Origin of the sequence: Burkholderia sp. AU45388, from assembly GCF_030481585.1 — a bacterium.
In the GTDB taxonomy this organism is placed as follows: Bacteria; Pseudomonadota; Gammaproteobacteria; order Burkholderiales; family Burkholderiaceae; genus Burkholderia; species Burkholderia sola.
In genome coordinates this window covers 53,328-67,814 of the sequence record NZ_JAUJPV010000024.1, presented here as the reverse complement: position 1 = coordinate 67,814, position 14,487 = coordinate 53,328, and the positions used below count along the sequence as shown (strand labels likewise).

The following is a 14,487-nucleotide window of genomic DNA, read 5'->3' as shown; positions in this document are numbered from 1 at the left end:
CTTACGACCGCTTCGTTGAGGATTGAATGATTCGCCTGAGCGCCGAAAGGCCGCCGGCCGCACGCTGTGTCGCTCCGTGCGCCGGCGCGCCCGCGAGGCGCTCGACCAGCGGCCCGAGCGCACGGACGTACGGATCGCGTTCCGCGACCTCGGCGATCAGCTTGCCCTGGTTCGCCGCATGCCCGATCGACACGCGCCGCGACGGCAGCGTCGCGACCAGCGACAGGTCGAGCCGTTCGGCGATCTGCGCGGGCATCAGCCCGAGCTCGGCGTCAAACTGGTTGACGACGAGCCGTATCCGGTCGGTCGCCGCGCCTGCCTCGCGCAACCCGTCCAGCATCTCGACCGCCGATACCACCGATGCCACGCCTTGGTCGCACACCAGCCATGCTTCGTCCGCCAGGTTCACGACCTGCGCGATGAATTCGCGATTCGGGAAGCCGCCGAGATCGACGATCTGATGATCGAAGAACGCGCGCAGCCGGTTCAGCAACGCCGCGCACGACGCCGTCGCCACGTCGCGCAACTCCGCGAGATTCGGCGGCAGCGTCGTCAGCGCGACGCCGCTCGAATGACGCGCGAGCGCGGTCGTCACGAACGTGCGGTCGATCCGGCGCAGGTTGCGCACGGCCTCGACGAAATGGAATTCGCAGCGCGTGTTCAGAAACAACGCGCCATCGCCGGCCGGCAGCCCGAGATCGAGCAGCGCCGCCGTGCGTGCCGGGTCGGCCGGCCGCCGCTGCATCAGCACCGACAGGTTCGCGGCGAGCGTGCTCACGCCCATTCCGGCGCGTGCGCCGAGCAACGCGGCGACCTTCCCGTGGCGATTGGCCGGCTCGCCGACGTTGTCGAGCAATACGCGCGTGATCCGCAGCGCCTCGTCGGCCGGCGCGGAAAAATCGACGAAATCGCGCACGCCCGCGCGCAGCGCGGCGAGCGCCCCTTCCGGTTGCGCGAGCGAGCCCAGTGCGACGACCGGCACGCCCGGATGCGCCGCACGTACCGCGGCGACCACCGTACTTGCCGCCGCGCAATCACCGGAAAAGTCGATGAACACCAGTGCCGGATTCAGCACGCCGATACGCTGCGACAGCGCGGCGCCGTCGAGCGGCACGCCTTCGACCGCACCGGCGGACACGAGCGATTGCGACAACCAGTGCACATGCTCCGCGAGCGCGGATGCACAGACAAAGTAGTCGGTGACGGCGGGCTCAGCCAAAGAATAGGTTCTCGCATTCATCTTGGATACTCCCCATGCAGCAAGGCATCGCGTCGTGCGCGACGGCCTGCGCGGTCCGGTAACGATTCGGCGCGCTCATTTCGAGAACCCCGGCCCCGCGTCCGGCGATGCCATGCCGCCCAGATACGAACGCCACACCGGACCGTCGCGCTGCTCGGACAGTTCGCCCGGCGTCGCCGGCAACGGCGCTCCCTGCGCGATCGGTGCAACGAGATGCGGCGTCACGATGATCACGAGTTCCTTGTCGTTCTGCTGGTAGCTCAGATTCTTGAAAAACGCGCCGATGATGGGCAGATCGCCCAGGAACGGCACCTTGTTGACGTTGGATGTCGTCTCGCGGTCGATCAGGCCACCGATCACGAAGCTCTCGCCGTCGCCGAGCTCGACCGTCGTATCCGCGCGCCGCGTCGTCAGCGCCGGCACCTGCACGCCGTTGATCGTGATCGAATGGACGAAGTCGAGCTGGCTCGACTCGGGCGCGACCTTCAGCGCGATTCGCCGCGGGTTCAGCACGGTCGGCGTGACCGTGAGCCCGACGCCATAGGGTTTCCATTCGATCGAGATCGTGCCGAGCGATTGCGGCACCGGCACCGGAATCTCGCCGCCCGCGAGGAAGTTCGCGCTCTGACCGGACAAAGCGACGAGCGTCGGCTGCGCGAGCACGCGGGCCAGGTTGTTCGCCTCGAGAATCGACAGGTCTGCGAACAATCCGTGCGACACCGAATTGACCACGAGGTTGAACGCCGACGAAATCGGCACGTTCGCGTTGTAGGTGAGCGAACCGCCGCCCGGCGTACCGGTAATCGATGTCAGCCCCGTCGGCGCGAAGGCCCCGAATGCAAAGCCGTTGCTCTGCTTGAAGAAGTTCAGGCCCGCCTGCTTCAGCACCGAACGGCTGAATTCGACGACACGCACGTCGACCTGCACGACGTTCTTGCCGGAGATCGTCGACGCATCGAGCGTCGTCCCCTCCTTGCCGGCGACCGTCTTCGCCGCATGGATTGCCCGCTGATGCCCGTCGAGCGTTCCGGCCGCACCGCCGATCACCGTCGCGCCGCCGTACGTGTTCACGCTCGGCGACGTGCCATCCAGCAGTGCCCGCGCCGCACCGCTCGTGACGTTAACGTTATAGACGGTCGGTTCGTCGCGGCCGCGCTCCCAGATCATCACGTTCGTCGCACCGGCATTCTTCGCCACCAGCAGCACGCCTCCGCGCCCACCCTTCACGACGAGCACGTCGGCCACCGACGGATCGCCGACCGCGACCCGCTGCAGCGCCCGCCCCGTCGCAAGCTGGCGCTGCGCGCCGACCGCAAGGCTGATCGTGCTGCTCGTGTCGGCCGCATCCGACAGCGGCGGCATCGCCAGTGCGCTCAATGCAATAGCCAAACCAATCAGTTTCTTTTTCATTGTTTTGCCGTCTTCGTCCCGCTCAATAAGCGACCGTTTCGGTTCGCCCACCCCGAATCACTTCGATGCTGCCGCCGCCCGGATGCCGCGCGACCACCCGCGGCGCCGCACGCGGCGCCGGCGCCATCGTCGCGCTCTTCGACAACTCGCTCAGCATCATGCCGGCTGCGGCAAGCGCCGACGGGCTCTTGTCGTCGCCGACGCGAACCGCGACGGTTTGCGCCGCGACGTCGTCGTCGCGCGGACTACGCAGCGCGAGCACGAGCCGGCCGCTCTGCTCGGCGAGCGTCAGCGCATCGACTTGCGCCGTGGGCACGGCCAGCACCGCGGTCCGCGTGCCGATCACCGAGCCGTTCGAACTGTCCCGCTCCGTCGTCGCATCGCCAAACGACAGCACGCGGACCTTCGACATCAGCAGCCGCGCCTGCGTATTCACGATCTCGGCCGTCGACGTCCCGCCGATCGCCACACCGGTGCCGTCGCGCTTCAGATTCACGAACACGTCGACATAGTTGCCGGGTCGCACGCGGTTGCCGACCGCGTTGGTCTCGTCGACCTTGATCGCCACGGCGCGCTCTCCCGGTGCGATCTGCTCGGCGAGGCCGGACGACAATGCGCTCGCGACGACGGCCGCCTGCGCGGGAATGTCCGCTGCCGGGATGCGGCCGACCAGTTGAAGCGGATCGGCGAACGCCCCCTGCGGCGCGGCGGTCGACTGCTGGACCTTCAGCGCATCGGCCGGAATCGGCTGGCCGGCTTGCAACGTCCGCGTCGTCACGACCACCGGCACGCTCTGCGTCGCGACCGTCGCCGCAACCGGTGCCACGTCGGCCGGCTTGCGACCGAGCATCCACGCATAGACGCCGAGCAGGATCGCGATCGCGATCAGCAAGCCCGCAATGATCTTCGTCAGGTTGTTGGCCATGATGTTGTTATGTTTCCCCGCTACTCACGATTGAATTCTCCGCGCAACGTCGGCAAATAGGCGCCCTCGACCCGGCACGACGCCGTCGCTGCCGTCTATATGATGTTGACCGGGCTGATCTGCACCATCGCGGTTCCGGTGAGTGTCGACGGCACCGGCAACAGCGAACCGAGCAGCGGGAACGACGGAATCAGCGGGCTCTGCGAGTACGGGTAGGTCAGCGTGATCTGTACGCACAGCATCGTCGCGTCGTACGAACAGGTGCCTTGCCGCGTGGGCGAGCATGTCGACCCTTTCAGCCAGGTGGTCAGGTTCGTCGCGGCCGTGCATGCGGCCTGGGCCCGCGCCGCCAGCGCGGCCTGCTGCGCGGCCTGCACCGACATGGCCGCACCGACCTGCTGATAGTTCAACGCAGCACGCGCGCCCTCCGTTGCGGCAAGCGTCAGGTTTTGCTGGGCCGCGAAGATCATCCCGTACGTGATGATCGCGTACAGGATCAGGAAAAACACCGGCAGCATCAGTGCAAATTCGATCGCCGTCGAGCCGCGCTCGCGACGCCGCATCCCGGATACCGGACGAACCACCGTCATTGCATTCCCCCGGTCGCGATCCGGTACACGCACCACAGCACCGCGGGAATCACGAGAAACGCGGCATACGGCGAGGCCGGGAAACGGGCGATCTGCATCGTCGGGGAACGCCGCTGCCACAGTGCCGACACTGGCGTACGGGTGACGAAGACCAGCGTGCCCGCATGCGCAAATGCCAACAGGCTCGCGACGATCCAGAGCCACAGCAACGCATGCGGGCCGCACCACGCGCCCAGTACCGCGAATACCTTGACGTCCGCGGCACCCATGACGCGCAGTACAAAAAACGGGAAAAGAGCGAGAAAGCCGACGAGTACGCCAATGAACGCCTGATTCAGGGATATGCCGAATGGATTATGTCCGACGAGCACAAATGCGGATACGCATCCACCGATCACCAGTGAATTCGGTATGCGCCTATGTCGGATGTCCGCGAGCGCGACGAGCGTCGCCCACGCGAGGAAAACCCCGACGCCAGTTAGCAGGATCATTTACGCCCCGAACGGCAAAACTTACCGCGCGGATTGCCGAAGCAATCCGCGCCCCTGACAACAGGGAAATGAGCAAAGCTCGTTCGTTATGCCTTCGGCAGCTGGCTCGCGATGAAGCTGAACGCCCCGGTGATGCCGCCCGTCAACGTGGTCATGGCGGTCACGAGAGCGACTGCGATAAGTCCGGCGATGAGACCGTACTCGACTGCGGTAACCCCGTCTTCTTCCTTAAGGAAACGCTTGATGATTGCTTTCATTTTATTCCTCGTGCCTGTATTTACGTTTTCTGGCCTTTATACGTATACATCCCCGCATATCTGGCCGTTTGCCCCAACCGTTCGCCACATCTGCTGTAACGTCGACCGGGTGCGCTTTCTTTATAGGTCGCCCCGAAGGGCATTGCTCACGATTTGATGCAAGTTAACATTCGCGATAGCGCTCCTCCTCGAACGTAGTGTACCGAACCGTACATTTCCTTACATCTGCTCCCGATTCTATATCCGATCGTATTTAAGTTCCAACCTCTTTTAACCGCTCTGACGGGAAAAAAGACCAGGAGCACGATGTATTTGTACGGCGTTTCGGTACGACTTACACATAGGATTTACGATAGGTTAGATGTGCACGCCTAATCCATCAGTAAAACCATTGTCGTGTCCACCAAGCCTGCGCGGGACCCACGTTACGCCGCACGCGTAACGCCAATGTTGCGACGTTACGTTACGAAACAACCGAAACCATTCTCATTCATCCGCTCTTAAACAGATTCAACAATCTTTCAGTTTCCGTAACCCCCTTTTCCGACAAGGAATTGCCTCGTTTAAAACCTGTTGTCGACCCGTCGGGCAGCGAAATGGCACGACAGTTGCAGAGTAGTCCTCGCATCACTCAACACAACGCAGTTCACAACACATTTTTAATGCGAGGAAGAAATGGACATTAAGGTTATCCCTCATGGCGTGTTCCGGACGACTCTGATCGCGGCCACCGTTGCAGCCATGCTCTCCCTCTCCGCGTGCGGCGGCTCCGGTTCGATCAGCAAGGGCGTCAGCGGCGGCTCCAGCTCGGGCGGCGGCGATACGATCTCCACGTCGGGCGGCAACGGCACGAGCGGCACCTCGGGTACGAGCGGTACCTCCGGCACCAGCGGCAGCTCGGGCACCAGCGGCAGCTCGGGCACGAGCGGCACAAGCGGCACGTCCGGCACCAGCGGCACCTCGGGTACGAGCGGCACGTCGGGCACCAGCGGAACCTCGGGCACGAGCGGTACGTCCGGCACCTCGGGTATCTCGTCGAACGCCGTGGGAACTGTCCTCGCACAAAGCGGCAACATCATCACGAATGCCGGCGGCACCGTGTCGGGCCTCGGCACCGTCATCGCCGGCCAGTCGCTGCCGGGCGTCAATCCCGCCACGACACAAGCCGCGGGCGGCATCGTGCAAAGCGTAGGCGGCGCGGTCACCGCGCTGGGCAACGGCCTCGGCAGCGGACTCGGCCAGCTCGGTGCGACGAAGGATCCCGTCGGCACCACCGTCGCCAGCACCGGCGGCGTGGTCAATCAGCTCGGCGGCGCAGTCACGCAAACCGGCAATCTGGTCACGAGCCTCGGCAGCGGCCCGCTGTCGCCGCTCGCGCCGGTCACGGGCGCCGTCGGCGGCCTCGTATCGACGCTCGGCGGCGCCGTGTCGAACGGCGGCACCACGCTCACCAACGTGCTGTCGACCGGCCCGATCCAGCAGGTCACGCAAACGGTCAGCTCGGCCATCACGCCGATCACGACGATGGTCGGCCAGACGACCCAGACGATCGGCGCGGCAACCGGCCTCGGCGCACCGGTCAACACGCTGCTCGGCACGATCGGCAACGGCCTGAACCAGGCCGGCGCCCTGCTCGCGTCGACGGGCGGCAACCCGGTCACCACGGGCCTCGGCGGCACCGTCTCGTCGACGGGCAACACCGTGAAGGCCGTCGGCGGCCTGCTCACGGGCAGCACCGGCGGGGCGACCAACCCGCTCGCCCCGCTCACGGGTCTCGTTTCCACGGTGACCGGCGCACTCGGCGGCGCAACGGGTGGCGGCAGCGGCCCGCTCGCACCGGTCACGGGCCTCGTCTCGACGGTCACCGGCGCACTGGGCGGCGCAGCAGGCGGCGGCAGCGGCCCGCTCGCACCGGTCACGGGCCTCGTCTCGACGGTCACCGGCGCGCTCGGCGGCGCAACAGGCGGCGGCAGCGGCCCGCTCGCACCGGTTACCGGCCTCGTCTCGACGGTCACCGGCGCGCTCGGCGGCGCAACGGGCGGCGGCAGCGGCCCGCTCGCACCGGTTACCGGCCTCGTCTCGACGGTCACCGGCGCGCTCGGCGGCGCAACGGGCGGCACCAGCGGCAGCCCGCTCGCGCCGGTCACGGGTCTCCTCGGCGCGGTCACGGGTGCGCTCGGTGGCGTCACGGGTGGCGCCGCAGGCAGCAGCCCGCTCGCCCCGGTCACGAACGCCGTCTCCACGGTGACGAGCACCGTCGGCGCACCGGCGCTGAGTGGCGGCACGGGTACCGTCACGAACTCGGGTTCGTCGTCGAACCTGCTTGCGCCCGTCACGTCGCTGATCGGCGGCCTGCTCGGCGGCACGCACAAGTAATCCGACATCCATCCATCGAAAAGACAGCGAGGAGCCCATCATGTCCCAGCAACGTTCCATCACGACGGTCGCCCTGCGCCAGTGGCGCGCGCCCCTCACCGCCTTCGCCGCAGCGTGCCTGCTGGCCGCCTGCGGCGGTGGCGGCGTCAGCTCGCCGCCGACCAGCAGCAACGACAACAACAACCCGAGCACGAGCGGCACGTCCGGCACGAGCGGTACCAGCGGCTCGCCGACGGGCACCAAGGGTGTCATCAGCACGGTCGGCCAGACGGCCACGGACCTCGGCAGCACGGTCGGCAACATCAGCCTGCCAGGCCTCGGCGACGGCGTGACGAAGGGTGTCGGCAGCACGCTGTCCAGCACCGGCACGATCGTCGGCGCGGCGGCCGATGCCGTGAGCAACGGGCTGGGGCAGATCGGCTCGACGAAGGATCCGGTCGGCACCACGGTGGCCGGTCTCGGCAACGTCGTCGGCGCGACCAGCAACACGGTGTCCGGCCTGAGCTCGACCGTCAAGGCGCTGGGCACGGGCCCCCTGGCGCCGCTCGCGCCGGTCACGACGCCGGTCGGCACCGTACTCGACACGGTCGCCAACGGCCTGACGGCCGCCGGCACGACGATCGGCTCGACGCTGTCGTCGGGCGCCGTGCAGCAGGTCACGCAGCCGATCAGCTCGGCGATCACCCCGCTCGTGATCACCGCCGGCAAGGTCACGCAGCAGGTCGGCACGACGACCGGCCTCGGCCAACCCGTGTCGGGCCTGCTCGGCCAGATCGGCGGCGCCATCAGCTCGGCCGGCAAGCAGGTCGGCAGCACGTCGAGCCAGCCGCTCGTCGGCGACGTCGGCCAGCTCGTGAGCGCGGTCGGCAATACCGTGACCAACACCGGCGGCCTCGTCAATCCGAACGGCCCGAACGGCGCGGCACCGATTCCCGGCCTGATCACGAGCCTCGTCGGCGGCTCGACGGCAACCGTCCAGAACGGCTCGTCGTCGGGTTCCGGTTCGACGAACCCGCTCGGCGGCCTGCTGTCGGGTCTCGGCTCGACGCCGCTCGGCTCGCTCACGGGCGCAGTCGGCGGTGCAACGGGCGGCTCGGGCAGCGGTCCGCTCGCGCCGGTCACGAATCTCGTGTCGACGGTCACGGGTACGCTCGGCGGCGCAACGGGCGGCGCAGGCAGTGCAAACCCTCTCGCGCCCGTCACCGGTTTGCTGAATACTGTCACCGGAGCAGTAGGCGGCGCAGCGGGATCCGGGGGCTCGAGCCCGCTCGCGCCGGTCACGTCGCTGGTCGGCAGCGTGTCGGGTTCGGCATCGTCGGGCAGCGGTTCGACGGGCCTGCTGGCACCGGTCACGGGGTTGCTGGGTACGTTGGGTAGCGTCGGCAAGTAAGGAGGACGGTCGCGCCATCGCAGCCGGAGCGAATGGCGCAGCCGTACGAACACAACCGGCATGGCGGCACGCGGCGCGCGACACCCAGATGTCGCGCGCCGGCATTACAAAGAAGACGAAAAGCAAGGCCTACGAGGAAGAACAATGAAATCCAGACTCGACAGATGGATGATGCTGCTCGCCATCGCGGCGGCAGGCACGGTACAGGCGCAAACGCGCGTCGGCGGCAATCCGCTCGACTCCCTTCCCCAGATCAACGCACCGAAGACGGGCCCGAACGTCACCGTTCAGGTCGCGCCGCAGGCGCCGCAATTGCAGGCGCTGCTGTCGCGGCACCTGACGCCGAAGACGTTTCAGGTCGAAGGCGTGAAGTCGATACCGTTCGAGGAAATCACGCGCCGCTTCACGCCGCTCGTCGGCAAGGACATTACGATCGGCGAGCTGATCGAAACCGCCAACGGCGTGACGAAGCTGTACCAGGAACGCGGCTACGCGCTGTCGTTCGCGTTCGTTCCCGCGCAGACGTTCGAGAACGGCGTCGTGCGCATCACGGTGGTCGAAGGCTATGTGTCGGACGTCAAGGTCACCGGCAAACCCGGCGCGATGGAACCGAAGATTCGCGCGATTGCTGCCCACATCACGGACGATCGCCCGCTGCGCCGCGCGACGTTCGAACGCTACGTGAACACGTTTGGACTGCTGCCAGGCCTCACGGTGAAGGCGAACGTGCCGCCGCCGCAGACCACCGACGGTGCGACGACGCTCGAACTCGCGGTCGATCGCAAGCCGTTCAACGTCAGCACGGGGATCGACTTCAACCACCCGGGCGTCCAGGGCCTCATCACCGCGACCGAAAACGGCCTCACGCGGTTCGGCGAACAGTTGAGCATTTCGGCGCTCGCGCCGCCGGGACGCGACAAGCAGACCTACTTCGCGTTCAGCGGCGCGGTGCCGGTCGGCAGCAACGGCCTGATCACGCGCCTCGATGCCAGCACGTATCGCGGCAAGCCGACCGACAACCCGGGATTGCCTTCGACCGTCGAGCGCACCGTCAAGAACGAGAAACTGGGTCTTTCGGCTTCCTATCCGATCTTGCTGAACAATCAGCGCAGCCTGCTCGGCACCGTGTCGGGTTATGCGTCGCACAACGAGGACCGCTACCAGAACAAGATCAACGGGGCGACGCTCGACAACCGGTCGCAGGTTCGTGTTCTTCAACTGCAGCTTGACTACACGAGTGTTCAGCCGAAGCAGGTGCAAAAATTGAGCGTCAACGTCGCCAAGGCATTCGACATCCTCGGTGCATCGAAGTCGCAGATCGGTACGAACGGCGGCACTACAATAAACTATGACGACCCGATCTCGCTGACCTTCGTTCGCACCGGCGCGACCTTCACGCAGACGAACGAATGGCCGTTCCGGATCGGCACGTCGGTGTCGCTGACGGGGCAATACAGTCCCGACTCGCTGCCGACGTCCGAACAGATCTCGTTCGGCTCGACCCGTTACGCGCTCGGCTACCAGCCGGGCGAAACGTCGGGCGACTCGGGCTGGGGGATGTCGCTGGAAATCAACCGCGGCTTCACACCGGGCTGGACGTATTTGAAATCGATCACGCCGTACATCGCATACGACATGGCGCGCGTGTATCTGCACGCGGGCACGCCCTCGCCGAACCGCATGTCGTCGGTCGGCATCGGCGTGCGGCTCACGGACAGCCGCTACTACAGCCTCGACCTGAACGTCGCCAAACCGGTCGGCGATGCGCCGGTCGAAAGCGCGTCACGCAGCCCGCGCATCAACGCCGCATTCTCTTATCAGCTCAACTGATCGGTCACCAAAGTCACGAACGGCCAGCGTCATGCTGGTCGTTTCGATTAGAGTCCCCTCTATCAAACGCAGCGTGCGGTTTCACGTATTCTGGCGAAGCTCGCAACATGCCCGCCCCATGCAGACGGTCGTGCGAGCGAATCGAACAGACATGCAAAACAAGGAGGATGACAATGATTCGACTGACCCGCCCGTTGCGGGCGATCGCCATCGCCGGCGCCCTGCTCGCGTGCGCAGCCCCCACGTTCGCACAAGCCGACAGCCCGATCGGCATGTGGCAAACGATCGACGACAACACCCATCAACCGAAGGCGCTCGTGCAGATCGCCGAGGACGGCGACGGCGCGCTGACGGGCAAGGTCGTCAAGGGCCTCGGCGCGAACGATACGCCCGATCGCCGCTGCACCGCGTGCACGGACGAGCGCAAGGATCAGCTCATCAAGGGCATGACGATCATCAAGGCGATGAAGAAGGACGGCGACCACTGGGACGGCGGCAACATCCTCGACCCGGAGAACGGCAAGGTCTACAAGTGCAAGATGACGCTTGAAGACGGCGGCCAGAAGCTCGTGGTGCGCGGCTACATCGGCGTGTCGCTGCTGGGCCGGTCGCAAACCTGGGTTCGCCAGCAATAACGCCATACGCGTCAGAACGCGCGGCTCAGCTGAGCGCGGTTCAATGAAAAATCGGCCTGCGACGACGTCGCCAGGCCGATTTCTTTTGGTGCGCGCGCAACGAAAAAACGATGACCCTCATGCCGCGTGCTTCATTGCATCCGATGCATAGCTACCCGGCGCACGATATGCGGGCGCCGCGTTGCTACGCGCCTCCGCCGCCTTCGATTGCGTGTGCTTGCGCATCCGCGCGGACAGTTCATTGCACAGATTCATGCCGGCGTCGCCATAGAGTTCACGCATCACGTTCATCAGCGTGCCCGTTTCATGCCACACCTTGAAACGGCGATGACATGTTTGATACGACGGGTAACGGCGCGGCATGGCCGACCATGTCGCGCCACTGTAGATCACCCAGAGCACACCGTTGAGCACGGCCCGCGTATTGGCTAACGGCCGGCCGCGCAACTCGGTGCGCGGCTGCATTTCGGGCAGAAGCGGCGCGACGCAGCGCCATTCTTGGTCGGTCAAATCGCGATACGGTGTCATGGACATCTCCAGCCTTAATAACCATGACACCACAATATCGGCTCACCTCAACGATGAATATAAGACAAATCCGAAAATACCCGGAGATCGGCGAAATCTAACCGAAATTGACGTTTAAATGCCGCTAATTGCCCGAGCCGGCAAGCGGCTCAGGTCAACGACGTATCGACGATGCGGCGCGGCGTTTCGAGATACTCCTTCGACTGCATCTCGACGATGCGCGAGACCGTACGCGCGAATTCGTTGGCCATCGGCCCTTCGACGTACAACGCCTCGGCCGGCACCGCCGCGGACATCAGCAACTTGACCTTGTGGTCGTACAGTACGTCGATGAGCCAAGTGAAACGGCGCGCTTCCGACGCCATCCGCGGCGACATCTGCGGCACCTCGGACAGCACGATCGCATGGAAGCGACTCGCCAGCTCGAGGTAATCGTTCTGCGAACGCGGGCCGCCGCACAGCGTCGCGAAATCGAACCACACGACGCCGTCCGCCTTGCGCAGCGCCTTCAGCTCGCGCTTCTCGATATGCAGGATCGGGCTCTCGTCGGGCACGGCCGCGAGCTTGCCGAATGCATGTCGCAGTTCGCGATCGGCCTCCGCGCCGAGCGGCGTGTGATACATCTTCACCTGCGCAAGGGTGCGCTGACGATAGTCGACCCCCGCGTCGACGTTGAGCACGTCGAGCTTTTCCTTGATCAGCGCGATCGCCGGCAGCATGCGGTCGCGATGCAGGCCGTCCGGATACAGGTCGTCGGGATCGTAATTGGACGTCATCACGAACTGCACGCCGTTGTTGAACAGGCGGTCGAGCAGGCGATACAGGATCATCGCGTCGGCGATGTCCGATACGTGGAACTCGTCGAAGCAGATCAACCGATAGCGTTTCGCGATGCGTCGCGCGAGTTCGTCGAGCGGATCGGCCTGCCCTTTCAGCTCCTCGAGCTCGCGGTGCACTTCGCGCATGAATTCGTGGAAATGCAGGCGTGTCTTGCGCTGCACGGGCACCACCGCGTAGAAGCTGTCCATCAGGAAGCTCTTGCCGCGGCCGACACCGCCCCACATGTAGACGCCGCGCGGGAGATCCGGGTGATTGATGAGCTTCTTGAACGCGTTCGAGCGGCGCGCCTTGTAGTCGACCCATTCGTCGAAACAGCGCTGCAGGCGATCGACGGCCGCGCGCTGAGCGGGATCGGACTGATAGCCGCGCGTGGTCAACTCGCATGTGTAGTATTCGGTGACGTTCATCAGGGCAAACCGGAAAAAACAAAGGCGAGCGGGAAAACCCGCCCGCCCTCGTCATGAGACGGTTGCGCCAGCCGGTGGCCGGCCGGCGCTATACCGCGCTCAGCTGTTCAGCGAGCGCTTGTCGACGGCGAGCGCCGCTTCGCGCATCACTTCCGACATCGACGGGTGCGGATGGCAGATGCGGGCGATGTCTTCCGACGCCGCCTTGAACTCCATCGCCACCACGGCTTCCGCGATCAGGTCCGACGCGTTCGCCGCGATCACGTGCACGCCGAGCAGCTCGTCGGTCTTCGCGTCCGCGATCATCTTCACGAAACCGTCCGGCGCGTTCATGCCGAGCGCGCGGCCGTTGATCGAGAACGGGAACTTGCCCGTCTTGATCTCGCGACCTTCCGCCTTCAGCTGCTGCTCCGTCTTGCCGACCCATGCGATTTCCGGGTACGTGTAGATCACCCACGGAATGCAGTTGTAGTCGATGTGCGGCTTCTGGCCGTCGATCACTTCCGCGACCAGCACGCCTTCGTCTTCCGCCTTGTGCGCGAGCATCGGGCCGCGCACCACGTCGCCGATCGCGTAGACGTTCGGCACCGCCGTGCGGCAGTGGTCGTCCACGTCGATGAAGCCGCGCTCGTTCGCCTTCAGGCCGATGGCCTCGAGGCCGAGATTGTCGGTGTTCGGCACACGGCCGACCGACACGATCAGGCGGTCGGCGTCGAGCGTCTGCGCGTTGCCGTCCTTGTCCGTGTAGGCGATCGACACGCCGTTCGCGGTCGTCTTCACGTCGCCGATCTTCACGCCGAGATGGATGTCGAGTCCCTGCTTCTTGAACAGCTTCGCCGCTTCCTTCGCGAGGGCTTCGTCGGCCGCGCCGAGGAACGCCGGCAGCGCTTCGAGCACCGTCACGTCGGCACCCAGGCGGCGCCACACCGAGCCGAGCTCGAGGCCGATCACGCCCGCGCCGATCACGGCGAGCTTCTTCGGCACCGAGTCGAACGTCAGCGCACCTTCGTTGTCCGACACGATCTTGTTGTCGACCGGAATGTTCGGCAGATGACGCGCCTTCGAACCCGTCGCGATGATCACGTTCTTCGCGGTGACGACTTCGGTTTCACCCTCGCCGCTCACTTCGATCTGCACGCCGGCGTCGGTCTTGCCGGTGAACTTGCCATGGCCCTTCAGCCAGGTGATCTTGTTCTTCTTGAACAGGAACTCGATCCCGCTCGTCATCTTCTCGACGATCGCGTCCTTGCGGCCGAGCATCTTCACGACGTCGATCTTCACGCCGTCGACCGTGATGCCGTGGTCGGCCAGGTGATGCGACGTGTTCTCGAACTCTTCCGACGATGCGAGCAGCGCCTTCGACGGGATGCAGCCCACGTTCAGGCAGGTGCCGCCGAGCTTCAGCGCGCCGGCCGGGTTCTTCCACTTCTCGATACAGGCAACGGTCTTGCCGAGCTGCGCGGCGCGAATCGCGGCGATGTAGCCGCCGGGGCCGGCGCCGATCACGACGACGTCAAATTCCTTGGACATGACAATCCTTTCCACTTGTACGCCCGCAGGTTCGCGCG

Annotated in this window: 13 protein-coding genes; 4 read left to right on the top strand and 9 right to left on the bottom strand. The window is 65.4% G+C overall.

Annotation, left to right across the window (positions count from 1 at the left end; all coding sequences use genetic code 11):
• Position 1: 1 nt before the first annotated feature.
• From QZM72_RS28965 to QZM72_RS28940, 6 genes are all read right to left on the bottom strand, one after another.
• On the bottom strand, positions 2-1,240 hold the full coding sequence (locus QZM72_RS28965; protein WP_089467320.1) for a fimbrial protein: 1,239 nt from the start codon (positions 1,238-1,240) through the stop codon (positions 2-4).
• A gap of 75 nt (positions 1,241-1,315) precedes the next feature.
• Positions 1,316-2,650, bottom strand: a complete 1,335-nt coding sequence (locus QZM72_RS28960; protein ID WP_301739780.1) for a type II and III secretion system protein family protein — start codon at positions 2,648-2,650, stop codon at positions 1,316-1,318.
• Positions 2,651-2,672: 22 nt separating this feature from the next.
• Positions 2,673-3,575, bottom strand: coding sequence for a Flp pilus assembly protein CpaB (gene cpaB, locus QZM72_RS28955; protein WP_089467318.1), 903 nt, complete (start codon positions 3,573-3,575; stop codon positions 2,673-2,675).
• A gap of 95 nt (positions 3,576-3,670) precedes the next feature.
• Positions 3,671-4,165, bottom strand: coding sequence for a TadE/TadG family type IV pilus assembly protein (locus QZM72_RS28950; protein ID WP_089467317.1), 495 nt, complete (start codon positions 4,163-4,165; stop codon positions 3,671-3,673).
• A complete protein-coding gene (locus QZM72_RS28945) occupies positions 4,162-4,656 on the bottom strand; it encodes a prepilin peptidase (RefSeq protein ID WP_089467316.1) in 495 nt (164 codons plus the stop codon). The genes QZM72_RS28950 and QZM72_RS28945 overlap by 4 nt, the downstream gene beginning before the upstream one ends.
• A gap of 86 nt (positions 4,657-4,742) precedes the next feature.
• Positions 4,743-4,913, bottom strand: a complete 171-nt coding sequence (locus QZM72_RS28940) for a Flp family type IVb pilin (RefSeq protein WP_089467315.1) — start codon at positions 4,911-4,913, stop codon at positions 4,743-4,745.
• A 675-nt stretch (positions 4,914-5,588) separates the two neighbouring features.
• Here QZM72_RS28940 and QZM72_RS28935 point away from each other — a divergent pair.
• The 4 genes from QZM72_RS28935 (at position 5,589) to QZM72_RS28920 (ending at position 11,144) form a co-directional block, all read left to right on the top strand.
• Positions 5,589-7,289, top strand: coding sequence for a collagen-like triple helix repeat-containing protein (locus tag QZM72_RS28935; RefSeq protein ID WP_089467313.1), 1,701 nt, complete (start codon positions 5,589-5,591; stop codon positions 7,287-7,289).
• Between the two features lie 40 nt (positions 7,290-7,329).
• A complete protein-coding gene (locus QZM72_RS28930; RefSeq protein ID WP_089467312.1) occupies positions 7,330-8,679 on the top strand; it encodes a collagen-like triple helix repeat-containing protein in 1,350 nt (449 codons plus the stop codon).
• Positions 8,680-8,823: 144 nt separating this feature from the next.
• Entirely contained in the window at positions 8,824-10,509 is a 1,686-nt protein-coding gene (locus QZM72_RS28925; protein ID WP_089467311.1) for a ShlB/FhaC/HecB family hemolysin secretion/activation protein, read from the top strand.
• 173 nt (positions 10,510-10,682) lie between these two features.
• Positions 10,683-11,144 (top strand): DUF2147 domain-containing protein, encoded by a 462-nt coding sequence (locus QZM72_RS28920; RefSeq protein ID WP_089467310.1) that lies wholly within the window; start codon positions 10,683-10,685, stop codon positions 11,142-11,144.
• 117 nt (positions 11,145-11,261) lie between these two features.
• On the opposite strand, the gene QZM72_RS28915 is transcribed toward QZM72_RS28920, so the two are convergent.
• The 3 genes from QZM72_RS28915 to lpdA form a co-directional block, all read right to left on the bottom strand.
• The gene (locus QZM72_RS28915) at positions 11,262-11,672 is read right to left on the bottom strand and encodes a transposase (RefSeq protein ID WP_179233385.1); all 411 of its coding nucleotides are present in this window, start codon (positions 11,670-11,672) and stop codon (positions 11,262-11,264) included.
• Between the two features lie 149 nt (positions 11,673-11,821).
• Positions 11,822-12,919 carry a cell division protein ZapE gene (gene zapE, locus QZM72_RS28910; protein ID WP_301739779.1) on the bottom strand — a complete coding sequence of 366 codons (1,098 nt, stop codon included), beginning with the start codon at positions 12,917-12,919 and terminating at the stop codon, positions 11,822-11,824.
• 99 nt (positions 12,920-13,018) lie between these two features.
• Complete coding sequence (lpdA, locus tag QZM72_RS28905) at positions 13,019-14,449, bottom strand: dihydrolipoyl dehydrogenase (protein WP_301739778.1); 1,431 nt, start codon at positions 14,447-14,449, stop codon at positions 13,019-13,021.
• Between the last annotated feature and the right edge of the window lie 38 nt (positions 14,450-14,487).

Bases quoted from the DNA above. Each gene is read 5' to 3' on its own strand.
- QZM72_RS28965 (WP_089467320.1), bottom strand. From the start codon at position 1,240: ATGAATGCGAGAACCTATTCTTTGGCTGAGCCCGCCGTCACCGACTAC.
- QZM72_RS28960 (WP_301739780.1), bottom strand. From the start codon at position 2,650: ATGAAAAAGAAACTGATTGGTTTGGCTATTGCATTGAGCGCACTGGCG.
- cpaB (WP_089467318.1), bottom strand. From the start codon at position 3,575: ATGGCCAACAACCTGACGAAGATCATTGCGGGCTTGCTGATCGCGATC.
- QZM72_RS28950 (WP_089467317.1), bottom strand. From the start codon at position 4,165: ATGACGGTGGTTCGTCCGGTATCCGGGATGCGGCGTCGCGAGCGCGGC.
- QZM72_RS28945 (WP_089467316.1), bottom strand. From the start codon at position 4,656: ATGATCCTGCTAACTGGCGTCGGGGTTTTCCTCGCGTGGGCGACGCTC.
- QZM72_RS28940 (WP_089467315.1), bottom strand. From the start codon at position 4,913: ATGAAAGCAATCATCAAGCGTTTCCTTAAGGAAGAAGACGGGGTTACC.
- QZM72_RS28935 (WP_089467313.1), top strand. From the start codon at position 5,589: ATGGACATTAAGGTTATCCCTCATGGCGTGTTCCGGACGACTCTGATC.
- QZM72_RS28930 (WP_089467312.1), top strand. From the start codon at position 7,330: ATGTCCCAGCAACGTTCCATCACGACGGTCGCCCTGCGCCAGTGGCGC.
- QZM72_RS28925 (WP_089467311.1), top strand. From the start codon at position 8,824: ATGAAATCCAGACTCGACAGATGGATGATGCTGCTCGCCATCGCGGCG.
- QZM72_RS28920 (WP_089467310.1), top strand. From the start codon at position 10,683: ATGATTCGACTGACCCGCCCGTTGCGGGCGATCGCCATCGCCGGCGCC.
- QZM72_RS28915 (WP_179233385.1), bottom strand. From the start codon at position 11,672: ATGACACCGTATCGCGATTTGACCGACCAAGAATGGCGCTGCGTCGCG.
- zapE (WP_301739779.1), bottom strand. From the start codon at position 12,919: ATGAACGTCACCGAATACTACACATGCGAGTTGACCACGCGCGGCTAT.
- lpdA (WP_301739778.1), bottom strand. From the start codon at position 14,449: ATGTCCAAGGAATTTGACGTCGTCGTGATCGGCGCCGGCCCCGGCGGC.